This is a genomic window from Streptomyces fractus (assembly GCF_049844455.1).
In the GTDB taxonomy this organism is placed as follows: Bacteria; Actinomycetota; Actinomycetes; order Streptomycetales; family Streptomycetaceae; genus Streptomyces; species Streptomyces fractus.
The window spans coordinates 2,741,002-2,765,906 of the sequence record NZ_JBMYHI010000002.1 but is presented as its reverse complement, the minus strand read 5'-3'; the positions used below and the strand labels follow the sequence as shown (position 1 = coordinate 2,765,906).

The following is a 24,905-nucleotide window of genomic DNA, read 5'->3' as shown; positions in this document are numbered from 1 at the left end:
GGTCAGGGGCAGCCGCCCGATCACCGGCCTGATGCCGGAGCTGGCTCGTCGTGTGTGCGAGGCGTCAGCGTTCCTCGGTCTCGGCGCTTGCCGGATCGGCGGTGAGCCGCTCCGTCTCGTCCTGTATCTCAGCGGCGATCTTCTTGAGTTCCGGCTCGAACTTGCGACCGTGGTGGGCGCAGAAGAGCAGTTCACCACCGCTGATCAGGACGACGCGCAGATATGCCTGGGCGCCGCAACGGTCACAGCGGTCAGCGGCCGTCAGGGGGGTCGCGGGGGTCAGAACAGTAGTCACGTCGCCTCTTCTCTAGCTCGACGAGCTGTCGTACCAGGGTCAACATCCAACCAGGCCGAAAACGTTCCCGCTCGCGGCTTTTCCTCGAAAAATTTCTTCGAGGCCGGCTGCCTGTCGCCGGGTGGCGGCGAATGTGCCGTATTGCGTCTCTAACGTCTTACGGGTTCGCGCGTTCTGTCAGGTCGGTCCTCCCCCGGCTGGTTGCCGGTTTGTTCATGAGGACGTGCCCGGAGCCTAAATGGTTCATGCCTGGAAGGGAACGTGATGTGGGCGTCACTCCTTCGAGGGATCGAACACTCATGCGATGCTGGACTAGTCTGGGCTGAGGTGAGGGTGGCGTGACAAAGGCTCTACCAGGCCTCGGTACCCTCTGAACGGCGACCGACGCCGGCCCTTCATTTATGAGGGCCCCATCTGAAATTCAGCGAGGAGCGAACCGCGTGACCGCCGATACGTCCGTGCCGTCCACAGCGCTGCTGACCGGAGCAGACCGGGACGGTTCCAACTACACCGCGCGGCACCTGCTCGTCCTTGAGGGGCTCGAAGCCGTACGCAAGCGTCCGGGCATGTACATCGGCTCGACCGACAGCCGCGGCCTGATGCACTGCCTCTGGGAGATCATCGACAACTCCGTCGACGAGGCCCTCGGGGGCTACTGCGACCGCATCGAGGTGATCCTGCACGACGACGCCTCCGTGGAGGTGCGGGACAACGGCCGCGGTATCCCCGTGGACGTCGAGCCCAAGACAGGACTCTCCGGAGTCGAGGTCGTCATGACCAAGCTCCACGCGGGCGGCAAGTTCGGAGGCGGCGCGTACGCGGCCTCCGGTGGCCTGCACGGCGTGGGCGCCTCCGTGGTGAACGCGCTGTCGGCGCGCCTCGACGTCGAGGTGGACCTCGGCGGGCACACGCACGCCATCAGCTTCCGGCGCGGCGTCCCCGGCGCCTTCGCCAAGCCCGGCCCCGACGCGCCGTTCGACCCCTCCGCGCGACTGAGCAAGGTCAAGAAGGTCCCCAAGACACGCCGGGGCACCCGCGTCCGCTACTGGGCGGACCGCCAGATCTTCCTGAAGGACGCCAAGCTCTCCCTGGACGATCTGCACCAGCGCGCGCGGCAGACCGCCTTCCTGGTGCCGGGCCTGACCATCGTCGTCCGTGACGAGTTCGGCCTCGGCGAGGGCGGCAGCAAGGGCGAGGAATCCTTCCGTTTCGACGGCGGTATCAGCGAGTTCTGCGAGTACCTGGCGCGGGACAAGCCGGTCTGCGACGTCCTCCGCTTCACCGGACAGGGCACCTTCAAGGAGACCGTCCCCGTGCTCGACGAGCACGGCCAGATGACGCCGACGGAGGTCCAGCGCGAGCTCGGCGTCGACATCGCGCTGCGCTGGGGCACCGGGTACGACACGACCATCAAGTCGTTCGTGAACATCATCGCCACGCCCAAGGGCGGTACTCATGTGGCGGGCTTCGAGCGCTCGCTCACGAAGACGATGAACGAGGTTCTGCGCGCCCAGAAGGTGCTGCGCGTCGCCGAGGACGACGTCGTCAAGGACGACGCCCTGGAGGGCCTCACGGCCGTCGTCACGGTGCGCCTGGCGGAGCCCCAGTTCGAGGGCCAGACCAAGGAGGTCCTCGGTACCTCGGCGGCCAACAGGATCGTCGCGAACGTCGTGGCCAAGGAACTCAAGGCGTTCCTGTCGTCCACCAAGCGCGACGCCAAGGCGCAGGCCCGCGCCGTCATGGAGAAGGCCGTCGCCGCGGCCCGCACCCGCATCGCCGCGCGTCAGCACAAGGACGCGCAGCGGCGTAAGACGGCCCTGGAGTCCTCGTCCCTCCCCGCCAAGCTCGCGGACTGCCGCAGTGACGACGTGGAGCGCAGCGAGCTGTTCATCGTCGAGGGCGACTCCGCGCTCGGCACCGCCAAGCTCGCCCGGAACTCCGAGTTCCAGGCCCTGCTGCCGATCCGCGGCAAGATCCTCAACGTTCAGAAGTCGTCCGTGACGGACATGCTGAAGAACGTGGAGTGCGGCGCCATCATCCAGGTCATAGGAGCTGGGTCCGGGCGGACCTTCGACATCGACGCGGCGCGCTACGGCAAGATCATCCTGCTCGTCGACGCCGACGTCGACGGCGCGCACATCCGTACGCTGCTGCTGACGCTGTTCCAGCGCTACATGCGGCCGATGATCGAGGCCGGCCGTGTCTTCGCCGCCGTGCCGCCCCTGCACCGCATCGAGCTGGTCCAGCCGAAGAAGGGCCAGGACAAGTACATCTACACGTACTCGGACCGAGAGCTGCGCGAGACGCTGCTCGAGCTCCAGCGCAAGGGTGTGCGGTACAAGGACTCGATCCAGCGCTACAAGGGTCTCGGCGAGATGGACGCCGACCAGCTCGCGGAGACCACGATGGACCCGCGCCACCGCACGCTGCGCCGGATCAACATCGGCGAGCTGGAGGCGGCGGAGCACGTCTTCGACCTGCTGATGGGCAACGACGTGGCGCCGCGCAAGGAGTTCATCAGCAGCTCCGCCTCGACCCTCGACCGGTCGCGCATCGACATGTAGTGACGAAGGCGGGGTGCGACCAAGCGGGGTGCGACGACGGCGGGGGCGTGGCGAGCGCGCCCCCGCCGCGCAGTTCGCATCATGCGGCTCCACCCACGGGTGGAGCCGCATGATCCACCCGCGATCCACCCTGGCTCCGATCCCCTGGCCTGCTGGTTTCCGTAGCGTCGAAGGCGTTGAACCACTTCGCTCCCGACCGCTCCGTGGAGGCAGTCATGTCCGGGCTCACCACCGTCTTGGCGATCGTCGCCGTCGCCGCACTCGTCCTGGTGCGCCAGTTCAGGACGGAGCGCCTGTCCAGCGACCGGAAGTGGTGGCTCCTGCCCGCGATCCTCGCGGTCGTCGCGGTGAAGGACGGCGCGGTGACGGATCCCCACCATGTGACGGGCTCAGTCGTCCTGCTTGCCGTTGAGGTGCTGGTGAGCCTGGGCATAGGCATCGGATGGGCGTTCACGACCCGCGTCTGGACGGACGAGCGGGGCGACGTGTGGACCAAGGGCACCGTCGCGACGGCCGGCGCCTGGCTCGGTGGTATCGCGGCCCGTGCGTCCGTGGCGGGCGTCGGTCTGGCGCTGGGCATCCACCTCGGCAGCTCCGGTCTGATGCTCGGCTTCGCCGTCTCCCTCCTGGTCCGCTCCGGCCTGCTGATGCTGCGGGCCGACCGGGAGCGCTCGGCGTACGTTGGTGCTGTCGCCCAGCCGGCGTGGGAGGGTCGTAGGTGATCCGCGGGAACTGGACGGAATGGCCCTCCCGGGAGGCGCTCTCCCGCGAGGGCGTCACCCGCGCCCGGCGGATGCTCGCCCGTACGGTGCGGGTGGCCGTGCTCGCCGTCCTGGTGTGGACCGCCGTGACACAGCGCGGCATCAGCGACCAGGCGCTGATCCTGGCCCCTGTGCTGCTGATCGCGTGCATGGCGGCGGCCTGGGCCTTCTACCGCACCACTCTCGACCATCGGCTGTGGCACTCTCTCGGGCTGCTGGCGTTCCTGGTGGCCGTCGCGGTGCTGGCCCAGTGGGCCGGATTCATCGGGCCGGCCCTCGTGTTGTGGTGCGGCTGTGCGGTCGCTGCGCTGGAGCGGCTTCCCCTGGCCGCTTCGGCGCCTGCCACCGCGGTGGCGCTCACGGGGTTCGCGATGGTCAACGACGACGCCTGGCTGACCACCGCCGTCGTCGCCATCGGCCTCGGCCTCTCCGGGTATGTGCTGCGCCTGGACGCCGAGGCGCGGGGGAACGCGCAGCGGGCCCTGGCCCAGGAGCGTGCCGCGCGTGCCGCCGAGGCGGAGTCGGCGGCGCTCGCCGAGCGGTCCCGGATCGCGCGCGAGATCCACGACGTCCTCGCGCACAGCCTCTCGGCCCAGCTCGTACATCTGGAGGCCGCCCGGCTGCTCATCGAGCGGGGAGCGGACCGGGACCGGATCCTCGAGCGCGTCGTCGCGGCGCGCGGCATGGCCCGGGACGGACTCGACGAGACCCGGCAGGCCCTGTCCGCGCTGCGGGGGGAGATGACACCGCTGGAGGACTTCCTGCGCGAGCTGGTCGCGTCCTCGGACGGGGTGACGCTCACGGTGGGAGGCGGGCGCCGGCCCCTGTCCGTCGAGGCGTCCCAGACTGTGCGCAGGGTCGCGCAGGAGGCGCTGACGAACGTACGCAAGCATGCGCCGGGCGCGAGGACGGACGTCCGGCTGGAGTACGGGGTCGGCGAAGTGGCCTTGGAGGTACGGGACTCGGGGGCGTCTCGGCCGCACGAGGAGCTCACTGTCAGTGGCGGCGGTTACGGTCTGTTGGGGATGAAGGAGCGCGCCGAGTTGTTGGGCGGCACGCTCGAGGTGGGGCCGTACGAGGAGGGTTTCGTGGTCAAGTTGAAGGTTCCCGTATGAGCGGGAGCGAGGCGGGGGCGCGCGCGGGGAGGCCACCGGCCCGCGTGGTGGTGGTCGATGACCAGACGGTGGTGCGCGAAGGCATCGTGATGCTGCTCGGACTGCTGCCCGGGATCGAGGTCGTCGGCTCCGGGGGAGACGGTGACGAGGCGGTGGCGCTCGTGGCCGAACTGTCCCCGGACGTCGTCCTGATGGACCTGCGCATGCCGCGTTGTGACGGCGCGGAGGCGACCAGACGGATCCGGCAGGAGTACCCGGGCACCCAGGTCGTCATCCTGACCACGTACGCCGACGACGAGTCGCTCTTCCCGGCCCTCAGGGCGGGGGCGCGCGGCTATCTCACGAAGGATGCCGATGGGGAAGAGATCGTCCGGGCGGTGGAGGGCGTGCTGTCCGGTGACGCGGGCCTCTCGCCGAGGATCCAGCGGAGGCTCCTGGAGAGGCTGACCCAGCCCGAGGCCACCGTGCCGGATCCGATAGAGCCACCCGACGGCCTCACGACGCGGGAGGCCGAGGTCCTGGTGCTGATCGCCGACGGTCTGACGAACCATGAGATCGCCCGCGCTCTGCAGGTCTCCACGGCGACGGTGAAGACCCACATCAACAATCTGTTCGCGAAGGCCGGGCTCAAGGACCGTGCCCAGGCCGTCCGTTACGCGTATCGGCATGGACTCGCGAAGCCGCCGGGGACGTCCATCACCTAATGGGGTGAAGGGTCTGCGGAGAGCGTCCGGGATCTTCCCGGTCTGTCCATCCTTGGTCCGCGGTCGCAGTGGGCCGCGGACAAGGAGAGCTCGGTGGACAAGCACGACGGGCGCGCGACCGCGCGGCCCAGGGCCGTTGCCATGAGGGGCGGCGGCGATCCCTGGTACGACGAGCCGGACTCGGAATGGGGTGAATGGCGCGGCCCGGGCGTGCGAGCGGCCGCGGTGCCTGCCCCGGCCCCGGCGTCGGAGCGGAGCGCGGCGGGGGTCTACCTGGAAGTGCAGCGCAGCGCGGCTTTTCAGGAGGTGCGCAGGCGCTACCGGCGGTTCGTCGTCCCCGCGGTCGTGCTCTTCTTCGCCTGGTACGTCACGTACGTCGTGGCCGCCACGACGGCGCCCGGACTGATGGCCCAACCGGTCGCGGGCGTCGTGAACGTGGCGATGGTGGCGGGCCTCGGGCAGTTCGCCAGCACGTTCCTGCTGACGTGGCTGTATGCGCGCCATGCGCGGCTGCGTCGCGATCGCGCGGCGCTCGAACTGCGGTGGGACACACAGGAGATGACGCGCGGCATCATCGGGCACGCGCGCGTGAACGGTACTGCGAGCGGCGAGGGTGGTCAGCGGTGACCGGGGCGCATCAGACTCTGGCCCTGGTCCTGTTCAGCGCGTTCGTGGCGGTCACGCTCGCCATCACGACCTGGGCGGGCCGCAAGCGGCACGGTACGGCGGAGGAGTTCTACGCGGGCGGGCGGCTGTTCTCGCCCATGGAGAACGGATTCGCCATCGCGGGTGACTACATGTCGGCCGCGTCCTTCCTCGGCATCTCCGGGCTGATCGCGCTGTTCGGCTACGACGGGTTGCTCTACTCGGTCGGTTTCCTCGTGGCCTGGCTCGTGGTCCTCTTCCTCGTGGCCGAACTCGTGCGCAATTGCGGCCGGTTCACGCTCGCCGACGTCGTCGCGGCCCGGATGCGGGAGCGGCCGGTGCGCATCGCCGCGGGAACTTCCTCGGTGACCGTGTCCGTTCTGTATCTGGTGGCGCAAATGGTGGGCGCGGGAAGCCTGGTCGCGCTGCTGCTGGGGGAGGCGAGTGGCGCCGCGCAGGCCTGGACTGTCGTCGGCGTGGGCGCGCTCATGGTCATCTATGTGTCGTTGGGAGGGATGCGGGCCACCACGTGGATCCAGATCGTGAAGGCCGTCCTGCTCATGGGCGGGGCGATCGCCCTGACGGTGCTCGTCCTGGCGCGCTTCCACGGTGACTTCGACCAGCTGCTGCGCACCGCCGCCGCACGCAGCGGGCACGGCTCGGACTTCCTCGTGCCCGGTCTGAAGTACGGCGGAAGCTGGACCGCTCGCCTCGACTTCATCAGCCTGGGCCTCGCGCTCGTGCTCGGCACGGCGGGCCTTCCGCACATCCTGTCGCGCTTCTACACCGTGCCGACCGCGCGGGCCGCGCGCCGCTCGGTCGTGTGGTCCATCGGGCTCATCGGCAGCTTCTACCTGATGACGATCGTGCTCGGTTTCGGCGCCGCGGCCCTCGTGGGGCCCGATGCCGTACGGGGCTCGAATGCCGCGGGGAACACGGCGGTTCCGCTGCTCGCCCTCGACCTTGGCGGCGGCGCGAACTCCGCGGGTGGCACGGTGCTGTTCGCGATCGTGGCCGCGGTCGCCTTCGCCACCATCCTCGCCGTCGTCGCCGGGATCACGCTGGCGTCCTCGGCCTCCGTGGCGCACGACCTGTACGCCTCACTCCGTAGAGGCGGCCCCGACGGGAAGCGCGATGGCAGGCAGTGGAGCGAGGTCGCGGTGGCGCGGGTCGCCGCGGCCGGCGTCGGCGTGGTCGCGATCGGGCTCGGGCTCCTGGCACGCGACTTGAACGTTGCGTTCCTCGTCGGGCTCGCGTTCGCGGTCGCCGCGTCGGCCAATCTGCCGGTGCTGCTCTACTCGCTGTTCTGGCGGGGCTTCACCACACGGGGCGCCGTCTGGTCGGTTTACGGCGGCCTGGTGCCCGCGCTGGCGCTCGTGGTGCTGTCCCCGGTGGTCTCCGGGAGCCCCGCATCGCTGTTCCCCGGCGTGGACTTCCAGTACTTCCCGCTGGAGAACCCCGGGCTCGTCTCCATCCCGCTCGGCTTCCTCGCGGGCTGGCTGGGCACCGTGACCTCGCCCGAGGAGCCGGACGAGGCCAAGCACGCGGAAACCGAGGTGCGGGCGCTGACGGGTGCGGGGGCGGTCTGACACGTCCCTGCGGGAGGTCAGCGGCTGGCGGCCCACTCGTAGCGGTGTTCGGGCCGCCCGGTGTCCCCGTACTTGAGGCTCAGCCGCACCCGCCCGGTCCGCTCCAGGAGCTTGAGATAGCGCTGGGCGGTCTGCCGGCTGAGCCCGGTGACGTCGGCCAACTCCTGGGCCGAGAGCGGGCCTTCGGCGGACATCATCGCCCGGCGGACCAACTCGGCGGTGGTGGGGGAGTGCCCCTTGGGCAGCTCGGGCGCGGGCCCGGCGGAGAGCGCGCCGAAGATTCGGTCGACCTCGGCCTGCTCCGCCTCGCCCCCGCCGTCGAGGGTGCGCCGCAGCGTCGCGTACGCCTCCAACTTGCCCCGCAGGCCCGCGAACGAGAACGGCTTGACCAGGTACTGCAGCGCGCCGTGGCGCATCGCGGCCTGCACGGTCCCTACGTCGCGCGCCGCGGTCACCATGATCACGTCGATCTGGTGGCCGCGTTCGCGCACCGTACGGGCGAGCGCCAGGCCCGTACGGTCCGGCAGGTAGTGGTCCAGCAGCACCAGGTCGACATGGAGCTGCTCGATCCGGTCGAGTGCCTCCGCCGCGCTGTGGGCCGTCGCCGCGACACGGAAGCCGGGAACCTTCGCCACGTAGGCGGCGTTGACGTCGGCCACGCGGGTGTCGTCGTCCACGACCAGTACGTCGATCATCGGGACTCCTCGGTCACGTCCGGCAGGTCAGGTACGTCAGGCTCGTCCACGGTGAGGGACTCCGGCAGGACGACGACGAATTCGGCGCCCCCGAGGGGCGATTGGGCCACCTCGGCAGTGCCGCCCTGTCGTTCGGCCAACCTGCGCACCAGGGCGAGCCCGATGCCACGCTTGCCGTGGGCCGGCGGCTCCTTCGTGGACCAGCCTTCCACGAAGACGGAATCCCGCTGGTCGGCGGGGACCCCCGGCCCCGAATCGCGCACCCTTAGGACCGCGCTGCGGCCTTCGGCCCGCAGAGCCACCTCCACGCGCGCGTGCTGCCCCGAACCGGCGGCCGCGTCCAGGGCGTTGTCCACCAGGTTGCCGACGATCGTGACGAGGCCGCGCGGATCGACGAGGCGGTCCGGCAGCCAGGTGTCCCCGGAGATGCCGAACGCGACACCGCGCTCCGCGGCCACGGTCGCCTTGCCCACCACCAGGGCCGAGAGCAGCGGGTCCGCGATCCGCTCGGTGATCTGCTCCGCCGTCACCCGGCTCGCCCCGGCCACCTCGCCGACGAAGTCCACGGCCTCCTCGTACAGCTCCAGCTCCAGAAGGCCCAACAACGTATGCATGCGGTTCGCGTGTTCGTGGTCCTGCGCGCGCAGGGCGTCGATCAGGCCGCGCGTGGAGTCGAGTTCGCGCCCCAGCTGCTCCAGCTCGGTGCGGTCGCGCAGGGTGGCGACCGCGCCCCCGTCGTCGGTGGGCATCCGGTTCGCGACCAGGACGCGCTGTCCGCGGACGGTGAGCAGGTCGGTCCCGGAGACGCGCCCCGCGAGCACGTCCGTCGTGCGGCCCGCCCCGAGCGCCTCGTCCAGAGGCTGTCCGATCACCGTCGAGTCCACGCCGAGCAGCCGCTGCGCCTCGTCGTTGAGCAGGCGTACCCGCCCGCCGCGGTCCAGCGCCACGACGCCCTCGCGAATGCCGTGCAGCATGGCCTCGCGTTCGGCCAGGAGCGCCGAGATGTCCGAGAAGGCCAGGTCGCGGGTCTGCCGCTGAACCCGGCGCGAGATCAGATACGCGGCGAGCGCCCCGACGGCCAGGGCCCCTCCCGCGTACGCGAACAGGCCCGGGATTGCGTGGATGAGGCGTGCGCGGACGCTGTCGTACTCGATGCCGACGGAGACGGCGCCCACGATGGCCCCGTCCGAGGCCCTGAGGGGCACTTTGCCGCGCGCGGAGCGGCCGAGCGTGCCGTCGTCGATCTCCATGACCGCGCGGCCCGCCAGCGCCTCGCTGGGGTCCGTCGACACGACCTGGCCGATCCGGTCTCGATCGGTGTGCGACCAGCGGACGCCTTCCTGGTTCATGATCACGACGTACTCGGCGCCACTGGCCCGGCGGATCCGCTCCGCCGCTGCCTGCACGGGACCGTCCGGACTCGGCCGTGAGGAACGCAGCTCCTCGGCGATCCGGGGCTCCGCCGCCGTGGTCTGCGCGATGGCCAGGGCCCGGCGCATCGCCTGGTCGTCGAGCTGGTCGCTCAGCGGCGCCAGGAAGAGCCCCGTGGCGAGCACCGCCACTCCCGCGGCGATCGCCACCTGCATCAGCAGCACCTGGGCGAACACCCGTTTAGGGAGGCCGAAGCGCAGCCGGCGGGCAGGGGAAGTCGAGCTCATGGCTCAGAACGGTACGGGCCCGTCGGCCCTGGTCGAAGGCCTTGTGGCACGGATCTCCTCGCCCCCTTCCGACCGAGAGTGCCGCGGTCAGTCGCACAGGGCGGAAGCCTCGCGCACCGCGACGACATCCATACGGGCCGGCGATCCGAGCGCGGCGTCACAGCTCTCCGGCCGGGGCGGGAGCGAGGCACCGCGAGCGACCGTGACCGTCCAGCGGCGGCCGTCCACATGGGCGATCGTCACGTCCCAGTACGCGTTGTACGCATGCGCATCAACAGGTGCATCGGTTGGTGGATCGGTTGGTGGATCGACTGGTGGATCGACTGGTGGATCCGTCAATGCCGTGTGTACGACGCTCAGGACACCGGCCCCGTACTCGGCGGTGGTCCGGCGCACGGCGAGCTCGGCGGCCTGCCCTGGACGGTCCCAGGCGGAATTGCCACGGCAGCCATGGAGCACGATCCGGTCCGAGCGCACCGCCTGAAGGACCTCCTTGACGTCGGCGGCCGACGACCTCCCGTAGGCGTAGCCGTAGGGCAGCACAAGGAGGGTGGGGGAGAAGCGGTGGCCGCCCAGGTGCGTGATCTCCCAGACACGCTCTCCTCCGGAGGAGGAGAGTTCGGAGGCCAGCGGGCGCCCCAGAAGTGCGCAGCACCGGTCGCGCTTCCCGTTCGTGCAGACGAAGGCAAGAGGCTCGCCTTCGTACGGTGCGCCGAAGCCGCCGTGCCGTCCTGCCCCCAAGGCGGCGAAGTCGAGCCGCAGAAGCTCTTCAGGAGCCTCGACCGTGGTGCTGCGCAGCCAGGTGTTTCCCGGAACTGTGTGGGCGACATACACCTGGTGGCGCTGCGAGGCATGGTGGTCCGCGTGCCGGCCCGGACGGCGCACGAGAGCGACGCGCACCCCCGTGCCGTCCGCCGCCGCCTCCAGAGCGCGGCCCACTGCTGGATCGAGATGGCTGGAGACCAGGGCCTTCGCGCCCCACGGCCCCGGCTGCTCGATCAGCAGCCAGGTGCGCGCGGTGGCCGCCGTACCGGCCAGAGGCTCCTCAAGATCCCGCGAGGCGGTCGTGCACGTATTCACAGCGGCGACCCTAACCCGCCTCGCCGGTCACTCCGCCGGGGAAGCGGACGGCAGGGGCTGCGGCGGGCGCAGGCCTACGTAGTGTCCCGACGGCCGCATACGGAGCGGACGTTCGCCGTACTCCTCCAAGGCGTGCGCGATCCAGCCCGCTGTGCGTGCGACGGCGAAGATCGTCTCGCCTGCTTCCGCCGCCATCCCGAACGATGCCGTGAAGGCGGCCAGGGCCAGGTCCACGTTGGCGTGCAGGTCCGTGTGGCGGGCGGTGGTCGCCACGACGTCGCGGGCCGCCGCAAGCGCCGGACGTGCCGCGGGCAGTTCCTCCAACGCGGCGAACAGCGCCTGTGCGCGCGGGTCCTCCCCCTGGTAGAGACGGTGGCCGAGCCCGGGCACGCGGTGGCCCGAACGCAGTTCGTCGGCCACCACGGAGCCCGCGCTGCCCCGGTCGAGGACGTCCAGCAGCATCTGGTGGGCCAGACCGCTCGCGGCCCCGTGCAGCGGCCCCTCAAGGACTCCCAGGCCCGCCGACACAGCGGCGTAGGTGTGCGCCCGCGCGGTCGCGGCCACGCGCACCGCGAGCGTCGAGGCCGCCAGGTCGTGATCGACCAACAGGCCAAGTGCCATGTCCAGAACGCGCAGTGACGCCTCGTCGGGCTCCTTGTAGGTCAGCCGTCCCCACAGGCGCTGGGCGATCGGCGAGCCGTCCACGTACGTCGTCCGTACGAGGGGCAGCGCGGCCGCGAGGGTGGGGATGAGGGACCGGGCGGCGCCGAGTACGGAGTCCTCGGACAGGTCGTAGCGCAACGGGTCCGCCGTCGCCGCGGCGACGGCGGCGACTCTCAACCGGTCGATGGGGCTGCTGAGTTCGGGCAGGGCGGCGATGGCCTTGCGGGCCGCGGAGAGCGACTCCTTGGGGGCGGTGAACCGGGCGTCGGGGCGCAGCCTGCCCGTCCACAGCCACTCCGCGACCTCCTCGTACGAGTGGCGGGCGGCGAGCTGTACCGCGTCGACCCCTCGGAAGAAGTACCGGTCGTCGCCGATGAGGGTGATCCGCGTGCGCACCGACAGCTCGCCCGTGCTCGAACCAGCCGTGGTCTCCCGCCTGTTGCGGCGGGCTAGTGCCTCGACCTCGGCGGCGTCGAAGGTGCTGCCGCGCGTGCTCTCCCCGCGCCTGCTGGTGAGCTGCCCGCGGCTCACGTACGCGTACACCGTCTCGGGCTTCACACCGAGGAGCTCGGCGGTCTCCTTGGTGGTCAGGCGGCGGGCCCGCTGCGTCGGTGCAGGTTCTTGATCCCTCATGCGCGTCACCGTATCCGGATCGCCATGAATTGATTCAATCAATATTGACAGTTAGTTAGTCAAGCATGGACAGTCGAATCAAGTCCAGGGAGGAAACATGTCGATCAACGGGACCATGTCTGCCGCGGCCGCCACGGCCGTCGACGTACCGCGCGGGCTCGCCGGTGTCGTCGTCACCGACACCGAGCTCGGGGATGTCAGGGGGCGCGAGGGCTTCTACCACTACCGCCAGTACTCCGCCGTCGAGCTCGCGGAGACCCGTGGGTTCGAGGACGTGTGGCACCTGATGCTCCACGGCGAACTGCCCGATACCGAGCGGTCGGCGGCCTTCGCGCGGGAGACCGCCGGGCAGCGTGGGCTGCCGCAGGACGTGCGGGCCGCGCTGCCGGCGATCGCCCGGGCCGGAGCGGTCTCGGGGCCGCTCGCCGGGCTGCGTACGGCGCTCTCGCTGTTCGGCGCGTCCCGGGGGTTCCGGCCGGTGTACGACATCGACGTGGACCGGCGCCGCGCGGATGCCGTGGCGGCCACGGCCGTGGTTCCCACGATGCTCACTGCGCTGCATCGGCTCGGTGAGGGGCTCGAGCCCGTGGAGCCGCGCGAGGATCTCTCGTACGCGGCCAACTACCTGTACATGTTGACGGGTTCGGAGCCCGACCCCGCACATGCGCGAGCCATCGAGCAATACTTGATCTCGACCATTGATCACGGATTCAATGCGTCAACGTTCACGGGACGTGTCATCGCGTCGACCGGTGCCGATGTCGTGGCTTCCTTGGTCGGGGCGGTCGGAGCGCTGTCCGGTCCGCTGCACGGCGGGGCGCCCAGCCGTGCGCTCGACACCCTGGACGCGATCGGCACGCCGGACCGCATCGACTCGTGGATCCGTGAGCGGGTGCTCGCGGGTGACCGGATCATGGGCTTCGGTCACCCCGTGTACCGCACGGAGGACCCGCGCTCGCGCATGCTGCGTGGCATCGCGGAGCGGTTCGGCGGCCCGCTGGTGGACTTCGCGGTCGAGGTCGAGCGACACGTGGAGGCGATCCTCGCGGAACTGAAGCCGGGCCGCGAACTGCACACGAACGTGGAGTTCTACGCGGGCGTGGTCATGGAACTGTGCGGCCTGCCGCGCACGATGTTCACGCCGACGTTCGCGGCGGCCCGGGTCGTCGGCTGGAGCGCCAACATCCTTGAGCAGGCGCAAGATTCAAAGATCATCCGGCCGGCGGCGCGGTATGTGGGGGTGGGGGCGCCGGTGGCGGTGCCACCTGCGGTCTGATGGCGCGCGACGGCCGCCGACCGGATCCACGGTCGAAGGCCGTCGCGCATGTGGCATGGTTCGCCCGAAGTGGTGTCAGACGTCGGGGATATCCTGCTTGGCACGCAGCAGCGTCTCTCGGGTCACGATGACGATGCGCTCGTAGTCGGCGACACCTGCGTCCGCCGGAAGTTGTTGCTTGAGATCGGCGGTTGCCTCTGTGCCGATGACGGCAAAGTTCCCGTCGCTGAGTTCAAAGACGTCGGGGCAGGTGGCGCCGGAGGCGCTGCCCCGGGCGCTCGGGGGCACCCCGATGCGGCGTACGATCTTCAAGGGAACCGGTTCCTTCTTGGGGGACGTCCTGAGACGTCTGTTACGGCTGAACCCCTGCGGGATCTCAGCCGTAACAGACGTCTCAGTATGGAGGCCGGTCGGCGTCGGTGTGTCGCGTTCCGAAGGCCTGCTCGTCGATTTCACCGCAAAGAGCGAGCGCGGTTGCCTTCGTTCAGGCGCCGACCCCCTGGCTGAGCTGCACGAGCCTTGCGGGGTCAATTTCGAAGCCCGGCACATGGCGCGCACTGGTGCTCCCAGAACGGCGGGGCGTCAACCCAATGGTGCAGGTCAGCTATCGGGTGAAGAGTCCGACATCGACTCGACGGCCTCAACGCCGAATTGGTGTCCGACCGCGATCAGTGCACCTCGCAGCAGGAGCTTTCCGACCTTGAGCGCGCCACCCAGCATCCTCTTCCCCCCGAGGGTGATGTACGGCGCGGCGTGTCGTCGGGCGGCCTTGGATCGGTACTGCCATTGTCGGCTCCTTCTCCAAGGGGAACGGTGGGCGATCGCTGCGGCTCCTCTGTTCCAGCAGGGGAGCCGCTCGCCGGTTCCGTAGAGTAGGCGCCATTGAAACCGGGGTGCCTCGTTCTCGCGGCTTGGTTCGTCAATTTCACCGAAAGGAGCGACCTACGTGCGGGCGTCACTCCTCCGGGGGCTCGCCCACGACCCACCACTGGTCCGTGTCTGCATCTTCCAGCTCCTGATAGAGCGCCTCGGCGATCCGGCCCATCTCTGCTTCCGCGGACGACGGCTCGAGTGCGGCACGGTGGTGCCGGGTGCTTTCCCAGTACTCCCGGATATACGCGCTCTGGAAGAGGTCGCGGAGATGGCCGAAGAGCTCGCGCGGATTGAGCAACCCGGCTTCGTGGAGATGGAAGGCGTTGATGTACCAGAGGTTGGCGTACAGGAGCTGACGCCGCTTCTCCGGGGAGACGTCCGCGGCGTAGGTGTCGATCACGACCGCGAGATCCGGATCATCGATCGCCTTGCTCAGCAACTCCCAGTGCATGCGCTGTTGATGCGCGCGGGCCAAGCGGTGGCGTTCCTTCGCGGCCCGCTTCGTTTCAGGGCCGAAGCGATGCCACAGATGCGTCGCGGCGCCACCCGCGAGTCCGCCCACGGCAGCGGCGACTACCGTTCGGCATATCCCTTGACTCTGTGTGGTCATGTCAACCCCCGATTCAGGCGACCGTGCGCCGGTCGTCGAATGAGGGGCGACGGAGACGGAGACCGGCGGCGGTGGGCGGCGCGCTTGCCGACTCCCAGGATGCCGAGCGGCTCTGATCGGCGGGGAGGCGGAGAGGAGGCGCACGGGTGGATGCTCAGTTCGCGAAAACCGGCGCCATGTCCAACGTGTGCCCAGCGGGCGCCGTTAGCAATCGTTCACTTCGCGGCCTTTCCACCCGCTCGTATCCTGGGGCGGCATTCATTCTTCGTACGAGAGCCGGACCCTGAACCGGCGTGCGCTGCGGCGCGCGCCGGGGCGTGCGATCCGGTGTGAGAGAGGTCGCGTTGAGCAAGGCCAGCCCGCAGCAGATCCCCGTCGTCGTTCTCGCCGGCTTTCTGGGTTCGGGGAAGACCACCTTGCTCAATCATCTGCTGCACCGCAGCGGTGGCACCCGGATCGGGGCGATCGTCAACGACTTCGGGTCGATCGAGATCGACGCCATGGCGGTCGCCGGGCAACTGGGCGACTCGACGGTCTCCCTCGGCAACGGATGCCTGTGTTGCGCGGTGGATGCCAGTGAACTTGACGTGTATCTGGAGAAGTTGACCCGTCCCGTCAATGACGTGCATGCCATTGATGTCATCGTGATCGAGGCGAGTGGCATCGCTGAGCCTCAAGAACTCGTGCGCATGGTGCTGGCCAGTGACAACCCGCGGATCGTGTACGGCGGGCTGATCGAGGTCGTCGACGCCGCCGAGTTCGACGCCACCCGCGAGAAACACCCCGAGGTGGAGCGGCACCTGGGGATCGCCGACCTGGTCGTGGTGAACAAGGGCGACCGCGTCGGCCCGGACGAGCGTGAGCGGGTCCTCGGCGCCGTGCGGGCCGCGGCCGGCCGGGCCGCCGTGGTGTCCGCGTCGTACGGGCGCATCGACCCGGCGCTGCTCTTCGACTGCCGCCCCACCGAGGAGCGGATCGGGCAGCTGTCCTTCGATGATCTGCATCGGCATGACGGCGATGGCGATGACGGCGAGGGTGACGACCATGGCAGTCACGCGGCGCATGACACACATCTTCACGCCGCCTACGACACCGTCGCGTTCACCTCCGAAGTGCCCATGGACCCCCGCGGGCTGATCGCGTTCCTCGACAGCAGGCCCGATGGGCTCTACCGCATCAAGGGGTACGTCGACTTCGGCGCACACGACACGGGCAACCGGTACGCCGTGCACGCCGTGGGGCGCTTCCTGCGGTTCTACCCGGAGCCGTGGCCGAGCGGCCAGGAGCGCCTCACCCAGCTCGTACTGATCGGATCAGGCATCGACACGGCTGACCTCGGCCAGCAGCTCGACGCCGCCAAGAGCGACGCCCCACACACCGTCGACGAGCACGGCATGTGGGGCGTTCTCCGCTACGTACAGGACAAGGGCGACGCGGAGGAAGTGGCGGACTACGCGTTCTAGATCGGGCCCGCCGTCGACGCCACCGTCTTCGGCAGCGACACGCCCGAACCGTCGCGGCGCGGGTCCATCTCGGGCAGCTCGGCCGGCGTGCCGTTCTTCTGCGCCGCACGCGCGGGTGCCGGGCCGGCCCAGGCCAGGCTCAGGCAGTCCTCGCCCTTCAGGAAGCGCTGGCAGCGGACGCCGCCCGTCGCACGCCCCTTCCTCGGGTACTGGTCGAACGGCGTGAGCTTGGCCGTCGTCTGCACCGAGTCGTCCAGCGTGCCGCGCGAACCGGCCACGGTGAACACCACCGCGTCGACCGCCGGGTCGACCGCGGTGAACGAGATGACCTTCGCGCCCGTCGCCAGCTTCACGCCGGACATGCCGCCCGCCGCGCGTCCCTGCGGGCGCACGATGGAGGCCTGGAACCGCAGCAGCTGTGCGTCGTCCGTGATGAACACCAGGTCTTCCTCGCCGGTGCGCAGCTCCGCGGCGCCGACGATGCGGTCACCGTCCTTGAGGGTGATGACCTCCAGCTCCTCCTTGTGGGACGGATAGTCGGGCACCACGCGCTTCACGATGCCCTGTTCGGTGCCGACCGCCAGACCGGGCGAGGACTCGTCCAGGGTCATGAGGCACACGACCGTCTCGTCCGCCTCCAGGGAGGAGAGGAACTCGGCGACGGGCGCGCCTCCGGAGAGGTTCGGCGCGGAGGCCGAGTCCGGGAGCTGCGGCAGGTCGACCACGTTCAGACGCAGCAGGCGCCCTTCGGACGTGACGACGCCGATCTCGCCGCGTGCCGTCGCGGGGACCGAGGACACGATCACGTCGTGCTTCGTGCGCTTGGTGCCTTCACCTTCGGTGAAGGGATCGCCGTTCGCCGTACGGGCGAGCAGACCGGTCGAGGAGAGCAGCACGCGGCACGGGTCGTCGGCCACCTGGAGCGGAACCGCCGACACCGGGGCACCGGCCGACTCCAGGAGCACCGTGCGCCGGTCGTCGCCGAACTTCTTGGCCACGGCGGCCAGTTCGGCGGAGACCAGCTTGCGCAGCTTGGAGTCGGACTCGAGGATGCCGGTCAACTCGTCGATCTCGCCGTTGAGCTTGTCGCGCTCTGCGTCCAGCTCGATGCGGTCGAACTTGGTGAGGCGGCGCAGCGGCGTGTCCAGGATGTACTGCGTCTGGATCTCGCTCAGGGAGAAGCGCTCGATCAGGCGCTCCTTCGCCTGCGCGCTGTTGTCGCTGGAGCGGATGATGCGGATGACCTCGTCGATGTCCACCAGGGCGACGAGGAGGCCCTCCACCAGGTGGAGCCGGTCCTGCTTCTTGCCGCGGCGGAACTCGCTGCGGCGGCGCACCACGTCGAAGCGGTGGTCCAGGTAGACCTCGAGGAGTTCCTTGAGGCCGAGGGTGAGCGGCTGGCCGTCCACCAGGGCCACGTTGTTGATGCCGAAGGACTCCTCCATGGCCGTCAGCTTGTAGAGCTGCTCCAGGACGGCCTCCGGCACGAAGCCGTTCTTGATCTCGATGACCAGGCGCAGCCCGTGCTCGCGGTCCGTGAGGTCCTTGACGTCGGCGATGCCCTGGAGCTTCTTGGAACCGACCAGTTCCTTGATCTTCGAGATGACCTTCTCGGGGCCGACCGCGAAGGGCAGCTCGGTGACGACGAGGCCCTTGCGGCGCGCCGTCACGTTCTCCACGGAGACCGTAGAGCGGATCTTGAACGTGCCGCGGCCGGTTTCGTACGCGTCCCTGATGCCGGACAGGCCGACGATCCGGCCGCCCGTCGGCAGGTCGGGGCCCGGAACGTACTTCATGAGCGTGTCGAGGTCGGCGCCCGGGTGCCGGATCAAGTGCCGCGCTGCGGCGATCACTTCGCCCAGGTTGTGCGGCGCCATGTTCGTCGCCATGCCGACCGCGATGCCCGACGCGCCGTTCACCAGAAGGTTCGGGTACGCCGCCGGGAGGACGAGCGGCTCCTGCTCCTGGCCGTCGTAGTTCGAGACGAAGTCGACGGTGTTCTCTTCGATCGACTCCGTCATGAGCGACGCGGCGGCGTCCATCCGGCACTCGGTGTACCGCATGGCGGCCGGGCGGTCGTCATTGCCCAGGGAGCCGAAGTTCCCGTGCCCGTCCACCAGCGGGACGCGCATGGAGAACGGCTGGGCGAGGCGCACCAGGGCGTCGTAGATCGACGAGTCGCCATGGGGGTGCAACTTACCCATGACCTCGCCGACGACGCGGGCGCACTTCACGTAGCCGCGCTCGGGGCGCAGGCCCATCTCGTTCATCTGGTAGACGATCCGACGGTGGACGGGCTTCATCCCGTCGCGGGCGTCGGGCAGGGCGCGTGAGTAGATGACCGAGTACGCGTACTCCAGGTAGGAGCCCTGCATTTCGTCGACCACGTCGACGTCGAGGATCTTCTCCTCGAAGTCGTCGGGCGGCGGGGTCTTCGTGCTGCGGCGGGCCATCGCGGCTGCGGCTCCTTCACCTACAAGAACGGTTACATGAACGGGAACTGTCGCGGACCATTGTGGACCGCCGCACTGACAACGCCGCTCGCGGCCCTTCAGTACCGGGTGTCGCGCGGCCCCGGGAGGGCCGCCTGCTCGCTCACGGCGTAGCCCCGGCGGGAACTTCGCCAGGTGCCAGCACGCTTGCATACAGTGGCAGCACTCGCGGCAGTTCAGTGTTCCAGGACCTGCCGCAGTGCAGAGCTCACCGCGTATTCGCGTTGTACCGCGATCGAAGGGACGTACATGCCCATGGGTCACACGGCCACCGCCGAGGCCGGCTCCGGCGGCCTGACAGCGACCGAGCACCGGCTGGCCAACGGCCTGCGCGTGGTGCTCTCCGAGGACCATCTGACCCCGGTCGCGGCGGTCTGCCTCTGGTACGACGTCGGCTCGCGCCACGAGGTCAAGGGCCGTACCGGCCTGGCTCACCTCTTCGAGCACCTGATGTTCCAGGGCTCGAAGCAGGTGCACGGCAACGGGCACTTCGAGTTCGTCCAGGGCGCGGGCGGCTCGCTCAACGGTACGACGAGCTTCGAGCGCACCAATTACTTCGAGACCATGCCCGCCCACCAGCTGGAGCTCGCGCTGTGGCTGGAGGCCGACCGCATGGGCTCGCTCCTCACGGCTCTCGACGACGAGTCGATGGAGAACCAGCGGGACGTCGTGAAGAACGAGCGGCGCCAGCGCTACGACAACGTGCCCTACGGCACCGCGTTCGAGAAGCTGACCGCCCTCATGTACCCCGAGGGACACCCGTACCATCACACGCCCATCGGCTCCATGGCCGACCTGGACGCGGCCACCCTCGAAGACGCGCGGAACTTCTTCCGCACGTACTACGCGCCCAACAACGCGGTGCTGTCGATCGTCGGCGACATCGACCCCGAGCGGACGCTGGCGTGGGTCGAGCGCTACTTCGGCTCCATCCCCGGCCACGACGGCAAGCCCGCCCCGCGCGACGGCGCCCTCCCGGAGGTCATCGGCGAGCAGCAGCGCGAGGTCATCGAGGAGGAGGTCCCGGCGCGCGCCCTGATGTCGGCCTACCGGCTCCCGCAGGACGGCACGCGCGCGTGCGACGCCGCCGACCTCGCCCTCACGGTCCTGGGTGGCGGCGAGTCCTCGCGCCTCTACAACCGGCTCGTACGCCGTGACCGTACGGCCGTGGCGGCCGGTTTCGGTCTGCTGCGGCTCGCCGGAGCGCCCTCCCTGGGCTGGCTGGACGTGAAGACCTCCGGAGACGTCGAGGTGCCGGTCATCGAGGCCGCCGTCGACGAGGAGCTCGCCCGGTTCGCTGAAGAGGGCCCGAGCCCCGAGGAAATGGAGCGCGCCCAGGCCCAGTTGGAGCGCGAGTGGCTGGACCGCCTCGGCACGGTCGCGGGACGCGCCGACGAGCTGTGCCGCTACGCCGTCCTGTTCGGCGACCCGCAGCTCGCCCTGACTGCCGTGGGGCGCGTCCTGGACGTGACCGCCGAGGAGGTCCAGGAGATCGCCAAGGCGCGCCTGCGCCCCGACAACCGCGCGTCCCTCGTGTACGAGCCGACCGCGCCCGCCGAGACCGAGTCCGCAGAGAACGCCGAGACCGCCGAGATCACCGAGGAGGCGGGCCAGTGACCGAGCAGCTCGCGAACATGGACTTCCACCCCCGGCCGCAGGCGGGCGAGCCCAAGCCCTGGGCGTTCCCCGCCCCGGAGCGCGGCGCGCTCCCCAACGGCCTGACGGTGCTGCGCTGCCACCGGCCCGGTCAGCAGGTCATCGCCGTGGAGGTGCACCTGGACGCGCCCCTGGACGCGGAACCCAAGGGCCTCGACGGCGTCGCCACGATCATGGCGCGGGCCTTCAACGAGGGCACCGACAAGCACTCCGCCGAGGAGTTCGCCGCCGAGCTGGAGCGCTGCGGCGCCACGATGGACGCGCACGCCGACCACCCGGGCGTCCGTGCCTCCCTCGAAGTGCCGGCCTCCCGCCTCTCCAAGGGCCTCGCCCTCCTGGCGGACGCCCTGCGCGCCCCCGCCTTCGACGACAGCGAGATCGAGCGCCTCGTCCGCAACCGCCTGGACGAGATCCCGCACGAGAGCGCCAACCCGGCCCGGCGGGCCGCCAAGGAGCTCTCCAAGCAGCTCTTCCCGGCCGACGCGCGCGTGTCGCGCCCGCGCCAGGGCACCGAGGAGACCGTCTCCGCCATCGACGCGGCGGCCGTGCGCGCCTTCTACGACCGGCACGTACGCCCCGCCACCGCCACGGCCGTCGTCGTGGGCGACCTGACGGGCATCGACCTGGACGCCCTCCTCGCCGACACGCTCGGCGCCTGGACCGGTGACACCACGGAGCCGCGCCCCGTGCCGCCGGTCGTCGCCGACGACACCGGCCGCGTGGTCATCGTGGACCGGCCGGGCGCCGTGCAGACGCAGTTGCTGATGGGCCGGGTCGGACCGGACAAGCACGACCGTGTGTGGGCCGCGCAGGTCCTCGGCACGTACTGCCTGGGCGGCACCCTCACGTCGCGCCTGGACCGCGTCCTGCGCGAGGAGAAGGGCTACACCTACGGCGTGCGGTCCTTCGCCCAGGTGCTGCGCTCCGCGCCCGACGGCAGCGGCGCCGCGATGCTCGCCATCAGCGGCTCGGTGGACACTCCGAACACCGGGCCCGCGCTCGACGACCTGTGGAAGGTCCTGCGCACGCTGGCGGCCGAGGGGCTCACGGATGCCGAACGGGACACCGCCGTACAGAACTTGGTGGGCGTGGCCCCGCTGAAGTTCGAGACCGCAGCGGCCGTCGCGAGCACCCTGGCCGACCAGGTCGAGCAGCACCTGCCGGACGACTTCCAGGCGCAGGTGTACCGGCAACTGGCCGCCACGGGCACCGTGGAGGCCACGGCCGCTGTTGTGAGCGCGTTCCCGGCGGACCGTCTGGTGACGATCCTGGTGGGTGACGCCGCGCAGATCGAGGAGCCGGTCAAGGCGCTCGGCATCGGCGAAGTCACGGTCGTCGCGGGCTGAGTTCGGCTCCCCAGGCACGCCACGAAGCCCCGGCGCCGGCATCGGCGGCCGGGGCTTCGTGGCGTCCGTCACGATCACCTTCAATCGCCACACGTTCGCAAATGTCCGAATTGGCGTAGAGGTTGCCTGTCTGCCCTGTGGCGTGCACTACAAAAGCCGGGTTCTGTTTGTTGATTCAAAGACGCCCCGCTTAGCGTTCCCTCCGGCTGTCCGCCAGACGTACGTCGCGCCCGCGACACCGGACAGTCATCGCCGAGTCCCCATGGTGTGAGCCAGGGGAGCCGGGGACCCACCGAAGTCCCTGGGGTGAATCGGGCGCTCTTCCCATCAGGGGAGGGGGCCTGTAGGAGACCTTCCTGCTCCGAACCCGTCAGCTAACCCGGTAGGCGAGAAGGAAGGAAAGGACCAGCCACTTCATGGGGTTCACCCGTGCCACCGGGAAGCACCGCCGTCCCAGCCGCCTGACGCGTACCACCGCTCAGGTCGCGGGCGTCGCCGCGATCACCACGACGGGCGTGGTGGGTGGCCTCGCCGCCCCCGCCCTCGCCGCCGACACCGCGACGGTCCCGCACGACGGCCTCACGCAGGCCGTCGCCATCGGCGACTCCCTCGCCGAGCAGATCGACGCGCAGGCCACCGCGCAGCACAAGGCCGCCGCCAAGGCGAAGGCCGAGGCGGAGGCCAAGAAGAAGGCCGAGGAGGCCAAGCGCAAGGCCGAGGCGGAGGCCAAGAAGCGGGCCGCCGAGAAGGCCGAGAAGGAGCGCGAGGCCAAGAAGCGCGCCGCCCGCGAGGCGGAGCGCAAGCGCCTGAACAGCTTCGTGTCGCCGATCTCCGGCTCGTACGTCTCCACCGCCTACAAGGCCGGCAGTGGACTGTGGTCCTCCGGCAGCCACACCGGCATCGACTTCCACGCCTCCAGCGGCACCTCGGTGCACGCGGTCGGCATGGGCACCGTCGTCGAGGCCGGCTGGGGCGGCGCGTACGGCAACAACGTCGTGATCAAGATGAAGGACGGTACGTACACCCAGTACGGTCACATGTCCTCGATCGGCGTCTCGGTCGGCCAGGACGTCACCCCCGGCCAGCAGATCGGCCTCTCCGGAGCCACTGGCAACGTGACGGGCCCGCACCTCCACTTCGAGGCCCGCACCACCCCCGACTACGGCTCGGACATCGACCCCGTCGCGTACCTGCGCCAGCACGGTGTGAACGTCTGACCCACCAGTCACACCTTCCCCGAAAGCCCCGGCTCCCCGAGCCGGGGCTTTCGCGTGCGCGGGTCTGCACTGTCCAAAAAATATCCCCGGATTCCGTCCCCTCGTCGGAAATTCAACTCCGGTGGAATAGAGTCTCCGGGTAAACGTTCCGGCCGCGTGTCATTCGCGCTTGACCGGGCGTCAATCGGCCGCGTATCGCGGGCATTGAGGCGGAGGTCGAGTCATGCGCATTCCCGCGCAGTCGGTATGCACAGCGATCCGCGACGACATCGTCGCCGGCGTCTACGAGCGCGGCGCCAGACTCACCGAGGAACTCCTCGCGCGTCGCTACGGCGTCTCTCGCGTGCCCGTCCGTGAGGCGCTGCGCACCCTGGAGGCGGAGGGGTTCGTCGTCACGCGCAGGCACGCGGGCGCGTGCGTGGCCGAACCCACCGAGCGGGAGGCGGCCGACCTCCTGGAGATCCGCATGCTGCTCGAACCCATGGGCGCCCACCGCGCCGCGCAGCGCCGCACCGAGGCCCACCTCAAGGTCCTTCGCGGCCTGGTCAGGCTGGGGCAGGAGCGCTCCCGGCGAGGTCAGAGCGAGGATCTGCGCTCCCTCGGCAGCTGGTTCCACGAGACGCTCGCCCAGGCCTCCGGCAGCCCCGGCCTGATCACCCTGCTCACTCAGCTCCGCCACAAGATCGCCTGGATGTACGCCGTGGAGAGCCCGGCCCGGCCGGCCGAGTCCTGGGCCGAGCACGGCGCCATCGTCGACGCCGTGGCGCGGGGTGACGCGGAGCGTGCCCGCGCCCTGGCCACCCTGCACGCGGAGCGCGCGACGGCCGCCCACAGGCTGCGCGTTCCCCGCGCCGGCGAGCGTGTGAGGACTTCGCAACATGCAGTCAACACAGTGGGGCGCCAGGTTTAACAACAGCGCCGTATACAAAGAAGTGCACTATTCGATGAATGGGTGGAACCGGGTGCGGATCAATTCCCGCTGCCTATTTCCTGTTGCCGTCCCTGCCGTCTTCCCTGTGGTCTTTCCTGTCGCCCAATTCGTGACGCAATAGCGAACGAAAAAGCCGCGCGCCCCGAAGGGGACGCGCGGCTCAGCCGTACTGCTTTTGGTCTTTGTGTCGGACCGTCTTTGTGTCAGACGGTTTCGGGAAGCTCCTCGAGCCCCTCGGCGACCAGCTTCGCCAGACGGTCGAGCGCGGCGTCCGCGCCCTCGGCGTCGGAGGCCAGCACGATCTCCTCGCCGCCCTGCGCGCCCAGGCCGAGCACGGCCAGCATGGAGGCGGCGTTGACGGGGTTGCCATCGGCCTTGGCGATCGTCACGGGAACGCCGGACGCCGTGGCAGCGCGGACGAAGATGGAAGCGGGGCGGGCGTGGAGGCCCTCGGCCCAGCCGACGTTGACGCGGCGCTCAGCCATGTGATGCTGCCCTTCAGGTGTCTCACGGTTGTCTAGACCAGTGTTCCATACCGGCAGGCGTGCGTGACGCGGACCCAGGTCCTCACCGGTACGGCCCTTCGGTCCTCCATAGGGTGCCTCCCGTACGCACGGGCCGCGACCCGTACGACCGACC

At 69.9% G+C, this 24,905-nt stretch carries 21 protein-coding genes and 1 riboswitch; of the genes, 12 read left to right on the top strand and 9 right to left on the bottom strand.

All coding sequences use genetic code 11. The features are described from left to right. Window positions 1-64: 64 nt before the first annotated feature. The gene (locus ACP4E5_RS14260) at window positions 65-295 is read right to left on the bottom strand and encodes a DUF7455 domain-containing protein (RefSeq protein ID WP_266714963.1); all 231 of its coding nucleotides are present in this window, start codon (window positions 293-295) and stop codon (window positions 65-67) included. Between the two features lie 440 nt (window positions 296-735). Here ACP4E5_RS14260 and ACP4E5_RS14255 point away from each other — a divergent pair, with 440 nt between their 5' ends. From ACP4E5_RS14255 to ACP4E5_RS14230, 6 genes are all read left to right on the top strand, one after another. Then, a complete protein-coding gene (locus ACP4E5_RS14255) occupies window positions 736-2,859 on the top strand; it encodes a DNA gyrase/topoisomerase IV subunit B (protein WP_425828623.1) in 2,124 nt (707 codons plus the stop codon). 215 nt (window positions 2,860-3,074) lie between these two features. Continuing rightward, the gene (locus ACP4E5_RS14250; protein ID WP_425828621.1) at window positions 3,075-3,581 is read left to right on the top strand and encodes a DUF1453 domain-containing protein; all 507 of its coding nucleotides are present in this window, start codon (window positions 3,075-3,077) and stop codon (window positions 3,579-3,581) included. Beyond that, window positions 3,578-4,735, top strand: coding sequence for a sensor histidine kinase (locus ACP4E5_RS14245; protein WP_425828619.1), 1,158 nt, complete (start codon window positions 3,578-3,580; stop codon window positions 4,733-4,735). The genes ACP4E5_RS14250 and ACP4E5_RS14245 overlap by 4 nt, the downstream gene beginning before the upstream one ends. After that, window positions 4,732-5,439: a response regulator gene (locus tag ACP4E5_RS14240; RefSeq protein ID WP_425828617.1), complete on the top strand. Its 708-nt coding sequence runs from the start codon at window positions 4,732-4,734 to the stop codon at window positions 5,437-5,439. Before ACP4E5_RS14245 ends, ACP4E5_RS14240 begins: the two co-directional genes overlap by 4 nt. Before the next feature lie 93 nt (window positions 5,440-5,532). Then, complete coding sequence (locus ACP4E5_RS14235) at window positions 5,533-6,066, top strand: DUF485 domain-containing protein (protein ID WP_425828615.1); 534 nt, start codon at window positions 5,533-5,535, stop codon at window positions 6,064-6,066. Then, window positions 6,063-7,673: a solute symporter family protein gene (locus tag ACP4E5_RS14230; RefSeq protein ID WP_425828613.1), complete on the top strand. Its 1,611-nt coding sequence runs from the start codon at window positions 6,063-6,065 to the stop codon at window positions 7,671-7,673. The genes ACP4E5_RS14235 and ACP4E5_RS14230 overlap by 4 nt, the downstream gene beginning before the upstream one ends. A 17-nt stretch (window positions 7,674-7,690) precedes the next feature. Here the strand turns inward: ACP4E5_RS14230 and ACP4E5_RS14225 are convergent, their stop codons facing one another. The 4 genes from ACP4E5_RS14225 to ACP4E5_RS14210 all read right to left on the bottom strand — a co-directional run bounded on the left by ACP4E5_RS14225 (window position 7,691) and on the right by ACP4E5_RS14210 (window position 12,402). Beyond that, window positions 7,691-8,368 (bottom strand): response regulator, encoded by a 678-nt coding sequence (locus ACP4E5_RS14225; protein WP_425828611.1) that lies wholly within the window; start codon window positions 8,366-8,368, stop codon window positions 7,691-7,693. Further along, on the bottom strand, window positions 8,365-10,026 hold the full coding sequence (locus ACP4E5_RS14220) for a sensor histidine kinase (RefSeq protein WP_425828609.1): 1,662 nt from the start codon (window positions 10,024-10,026) through the stop codon (window positions 8,365-8,367). The genes ACP4E5_RS14225 and ACP4E5_RS14220 overlap by 4 nt, the downstream gene beginning before the upstream one ends. 87 nt (window positions 10,027-10,113) lie before the next feature. After that, window positions 10,114-11,106, bottom strand: coding sequence for a sucrase ferredoxin (locus tag ACP4E5_RS14215; protein ID WP_425828607.1), 993 nt, complete (start codon window positions 11,104-11,106; stop codon window positions 10,114-10,116). A 27-nt stretch (window positions 11,107-11,133) separates the two neighbouring features. Continuing rightward, window positions 11,134-12,402 carry a citrate synthase gene (locus tag ACP4E5_RS14210; RefSeq protein WP_425828605.1) on the bottom strand — a complete coding sequence of 423 codons (1,269 nt, stop codon included), beginning with the start codon at window positions 12,400-12,402 and terminating at the stop codon, window positions 11,134-11,136. A 97-nt stretch (window positions 12,403-12,499) separates the two neighbouring features. Here ACP4E5_RS14210 and ACP4E5_RS14205 point away from each other — a divergent pair, with 97 nt between their 5' ends. Then, complete coding sequence (locus ACP4E5_RS14205; protein WP_425828603.1) at window positions 12,500-13,678, top strand: citrate synthase/methylcitrate synthase; 1,179 nt, start codon at window positions 12,500-12,502, stop codon at window positions 13,676-13,678. A gap of 75 nt (window positions 13,679-13,753) precedes the next feature. On the opposite strand, the gene ACP4E5_RS14200 is transcribed toward ACP4E5_RS14205, so the two are convergent. Further along, window positions 13,754-13,990 (bottom strand): hypothetical protein, encoded by a 237-nt coding sequence (locus tag ACP4E5_RS14200; RefSeq protein WP_425828601.1) that lies wholly within the window; start codon window positions 13,988-13,990, stop codon window positions 13,754-13,756. Window positions 13,991-14,633: 643 nt separating this feature from the next. Further along, window positions 14,634-15,113, bottom strand: a complete 480-nt coding sequence (locus tag ACP4E5_RS14195) for a DUF6082 family protein (protein ID WP_425828599.1) — start codon at window positions 15,111-15,113, stop codon at window positions 14,634-14,636. 392 nt (window positions 15,114-15,505) lie between these two features. Between ACP4E5_RS14195 and ACP4E5_RS14190 the strand changes: the two genes are divergently transcribed. After that, window positions 15,506-16,624 carry a CobW family GTP-binding protein gene (locus ACP4E5_RS14190; protein WP_425828597.1) on the top strand — a complete coding sequence of 373 codons (1,119 nt, stop codon included), beginning with the start codon at window positions 15,506-15,508 and terminating at the stop codon, window positions 16,622-16,624. On the opposite strand, the gene ACP4E5_RS14185 is transcribed toward ACP4E5_RS14190, so the two are convergent. Continuing rightward, window positions 16,621-19,077 carry a DNA gyrase/topoisomerase IV subunit A gene (locus ACP4E5_RS14185; protein ID WP_425828595.1) on the bottom strand — a complete coding sequence of 819 codons (2,457 nt, stop codon included), beginning with the start codon at window positions 19,075-19,077 and terminating at the stop codon, window positions 16,621-16,623. The genes ACP4E5_RS14190 and ACP4E5_RS14185 overlap by 4 nt on opposite strands. 294 nt (window positions 19,078-19,371) lie before the next feature. Here ACP4E5_RS14185 and ACP4E5_RS14180 point away from each other — a divergent pair, with 294 nt between their 5' ends. The 4 genes from ACP4E5_RS14180 to ACP4E5_RS14165 all read left to right on the top strand — a co-directional run bounded on the left by ACP4E5_RS14180 (window position 19,372) and on the right by ACP4E5_RS14165 (window position 24,245). Then, on the top strand, window positions 19,372-20,733 hold the full coding sequence (locus ACP4E5_RS14180; protein WP_425841321.1) for a M16 family metallopeptidase: 1,362 nt from the start codon (window positions 19,372-19,374) through the stop codon (window positions 20,731-20,733). A 17-nt stretch (window positions 20,734-20,750) separates the two neighbouring features. Further along, on the top strand, window positions 20,751-22,118 hold the full coding sequence (locus ACP4E5_RS14175) for a M16 family metallopeptidase (RefSeq protein ID WP_425841318.1): 1,368 nt from the start codon (window positions 20,751-20,753) through the stop codon (window positions 22,116-22,118). Between the two features lie 240 nt (window positions 22,119-22,358). Next, a riboswitch (cyclic di-AMP (ydaO/yuaA leader) is annotated at window positions 22,359-22,522 on the top strand. A gap of 12 nt (window positions 22,523-22,534) precedes the next feature. Next, window positions 22,535-23,335 (top strand): M23 family metallopeptidase, encoded by an 801-nt coding sequence (locus tag ACP4E5_RS14170; protein ID WP_425828593.1) that lies wholly within the window; start codon window positions 22,535-22,537, stop codon window positions 23,333-23,335. A gap of 223 nt (window positions 23,336-23,558) precedes the next feature. After that, the gene (locus ACP4E5_RS14165; RefSeq protein ID WP_425828591.1) at window positions 23,559-24,245 is read left to right on the top strand and encodes a GntR family transcriptional regulator; all 687 of its coding nucleotides are present in this window, start codon (window positions 23,559-23,561) and stop codon (window positions 24,243-24,245) included. Window positions 24,246-24,469: 224 nt separating this feature from the next. On the opposite strand, the gene ACP4E5_RS14160 is transcribed toward ACP4E5_RS14165, so the two are convergent. Next, on the bottom strand, window positions 24,470-24,751 hold the full coding sequence (locus tag ACP4E5_RS14160) for an HPr family phosphocarrier protein (RefSeq protein WP_003981826.1): 282 nt from the start codon (window positions 24,749-24,751) through the stop codon (window positions 24,470-24,472). Window positions 24,752-24,905: the final 154 nt, after the last annotated feature.

What these genes read in the sequence shown, in the direction of transcription:
- ACP4E5_RS14250 (WP_425828621.1), top strand. Translation starts at nt 3,075, where the DNA reads ATGTCCGGGCTCACCACCGTCTTGGCGATCGTCGCCGTCGCCGCACTC.
- ACP4E5_RS14240 (WP_425828617.1), top strand. Translation starts at nt 4,732, where the DNA reads ATGAGCGGGAGCGAGGCGGGGGCGCGCGCGGGGAGGCCACCGGCCCGC.
- ACP4E5_RS14225 (WP_425828611.1), bottom strand. Translation starts at nt 8,368, where the DNA reads ATGATCGACGTACTGGTCGTGGACGACGACACCCGCGTGGCCGACGTC.
- ACP4E5_RS14220 (WP_425828609.1), bottom strand. Translation starts at nt 10,026, where the DNA reads ATGAGCTCGACTTCCCCTGCCCGCCGGCTGCGCTTCGGCCTCCCTAAA.
- ACP4E5_RS14210 (WP_425828605.1), bottom strand. Translation starts at nt 12,402, where the DNA reads ATGAGGGATCAAGAACCTGCACCGACGCAGCGGGCCCGCCGCCTGACC.
- ACP4E5_RS14205 (WP_425828603.1), top strand. Translation starts at nt 12,500, where the DNA reads ATGTCGATCAACGGGACCATGTCTGCCGCGGCCGCCACGGCCGTCGAC.
- ACP4E5_RS14185 (WP_425828595.1), bottom strand. Translation starts at nt 19,077, where the DNA reads ATGGCCCGCCGCAGCACGAAGACCCCGCCGCCCGACGACTTCGAGGAG.
- ACP4E5_RS14180 (WP_425841321.1), top strand. Translation starts at nt 19,372, where the DNA reads ATGGGTCACACGGCCACCGCCGAGGCCGGCTCCGGCGGCCTGACAGCG.
- ACP4E5_RS14175 (WP_425841318.1), top strand. Translation starts at nt 20,751, where the DNA reads ATGGACTTCCACCCCCGGCCGCAGGCGGGCGAGCCCAAGCCCTGGGCG.
- ACP4E5_RS14170 (WP_425828593.1), top strand. Translation starts at nt 22,535, where the DNA reads ATGGGGTTCACCCGTGCCACCGGGAAGCACCGCCGTCCCAGCCGCCTG.
- ACP4E5_RS14165 (WP_425828591.1), top strand. Translation starts at nt 23,559, where the DNA reads ATGCGCATTCCCGCGCAGTCGGTATGCACAGCGATCCGCGACGACATC.
- ACP4E5_RS14160 (WP_003981826.1), bottom strand. Translation starts at nt 24,751, where the DNA reads ATGGCTGAGCGCCGCGTCAACGTCGGCTGGGCCGAGGGCCTCCACGCC.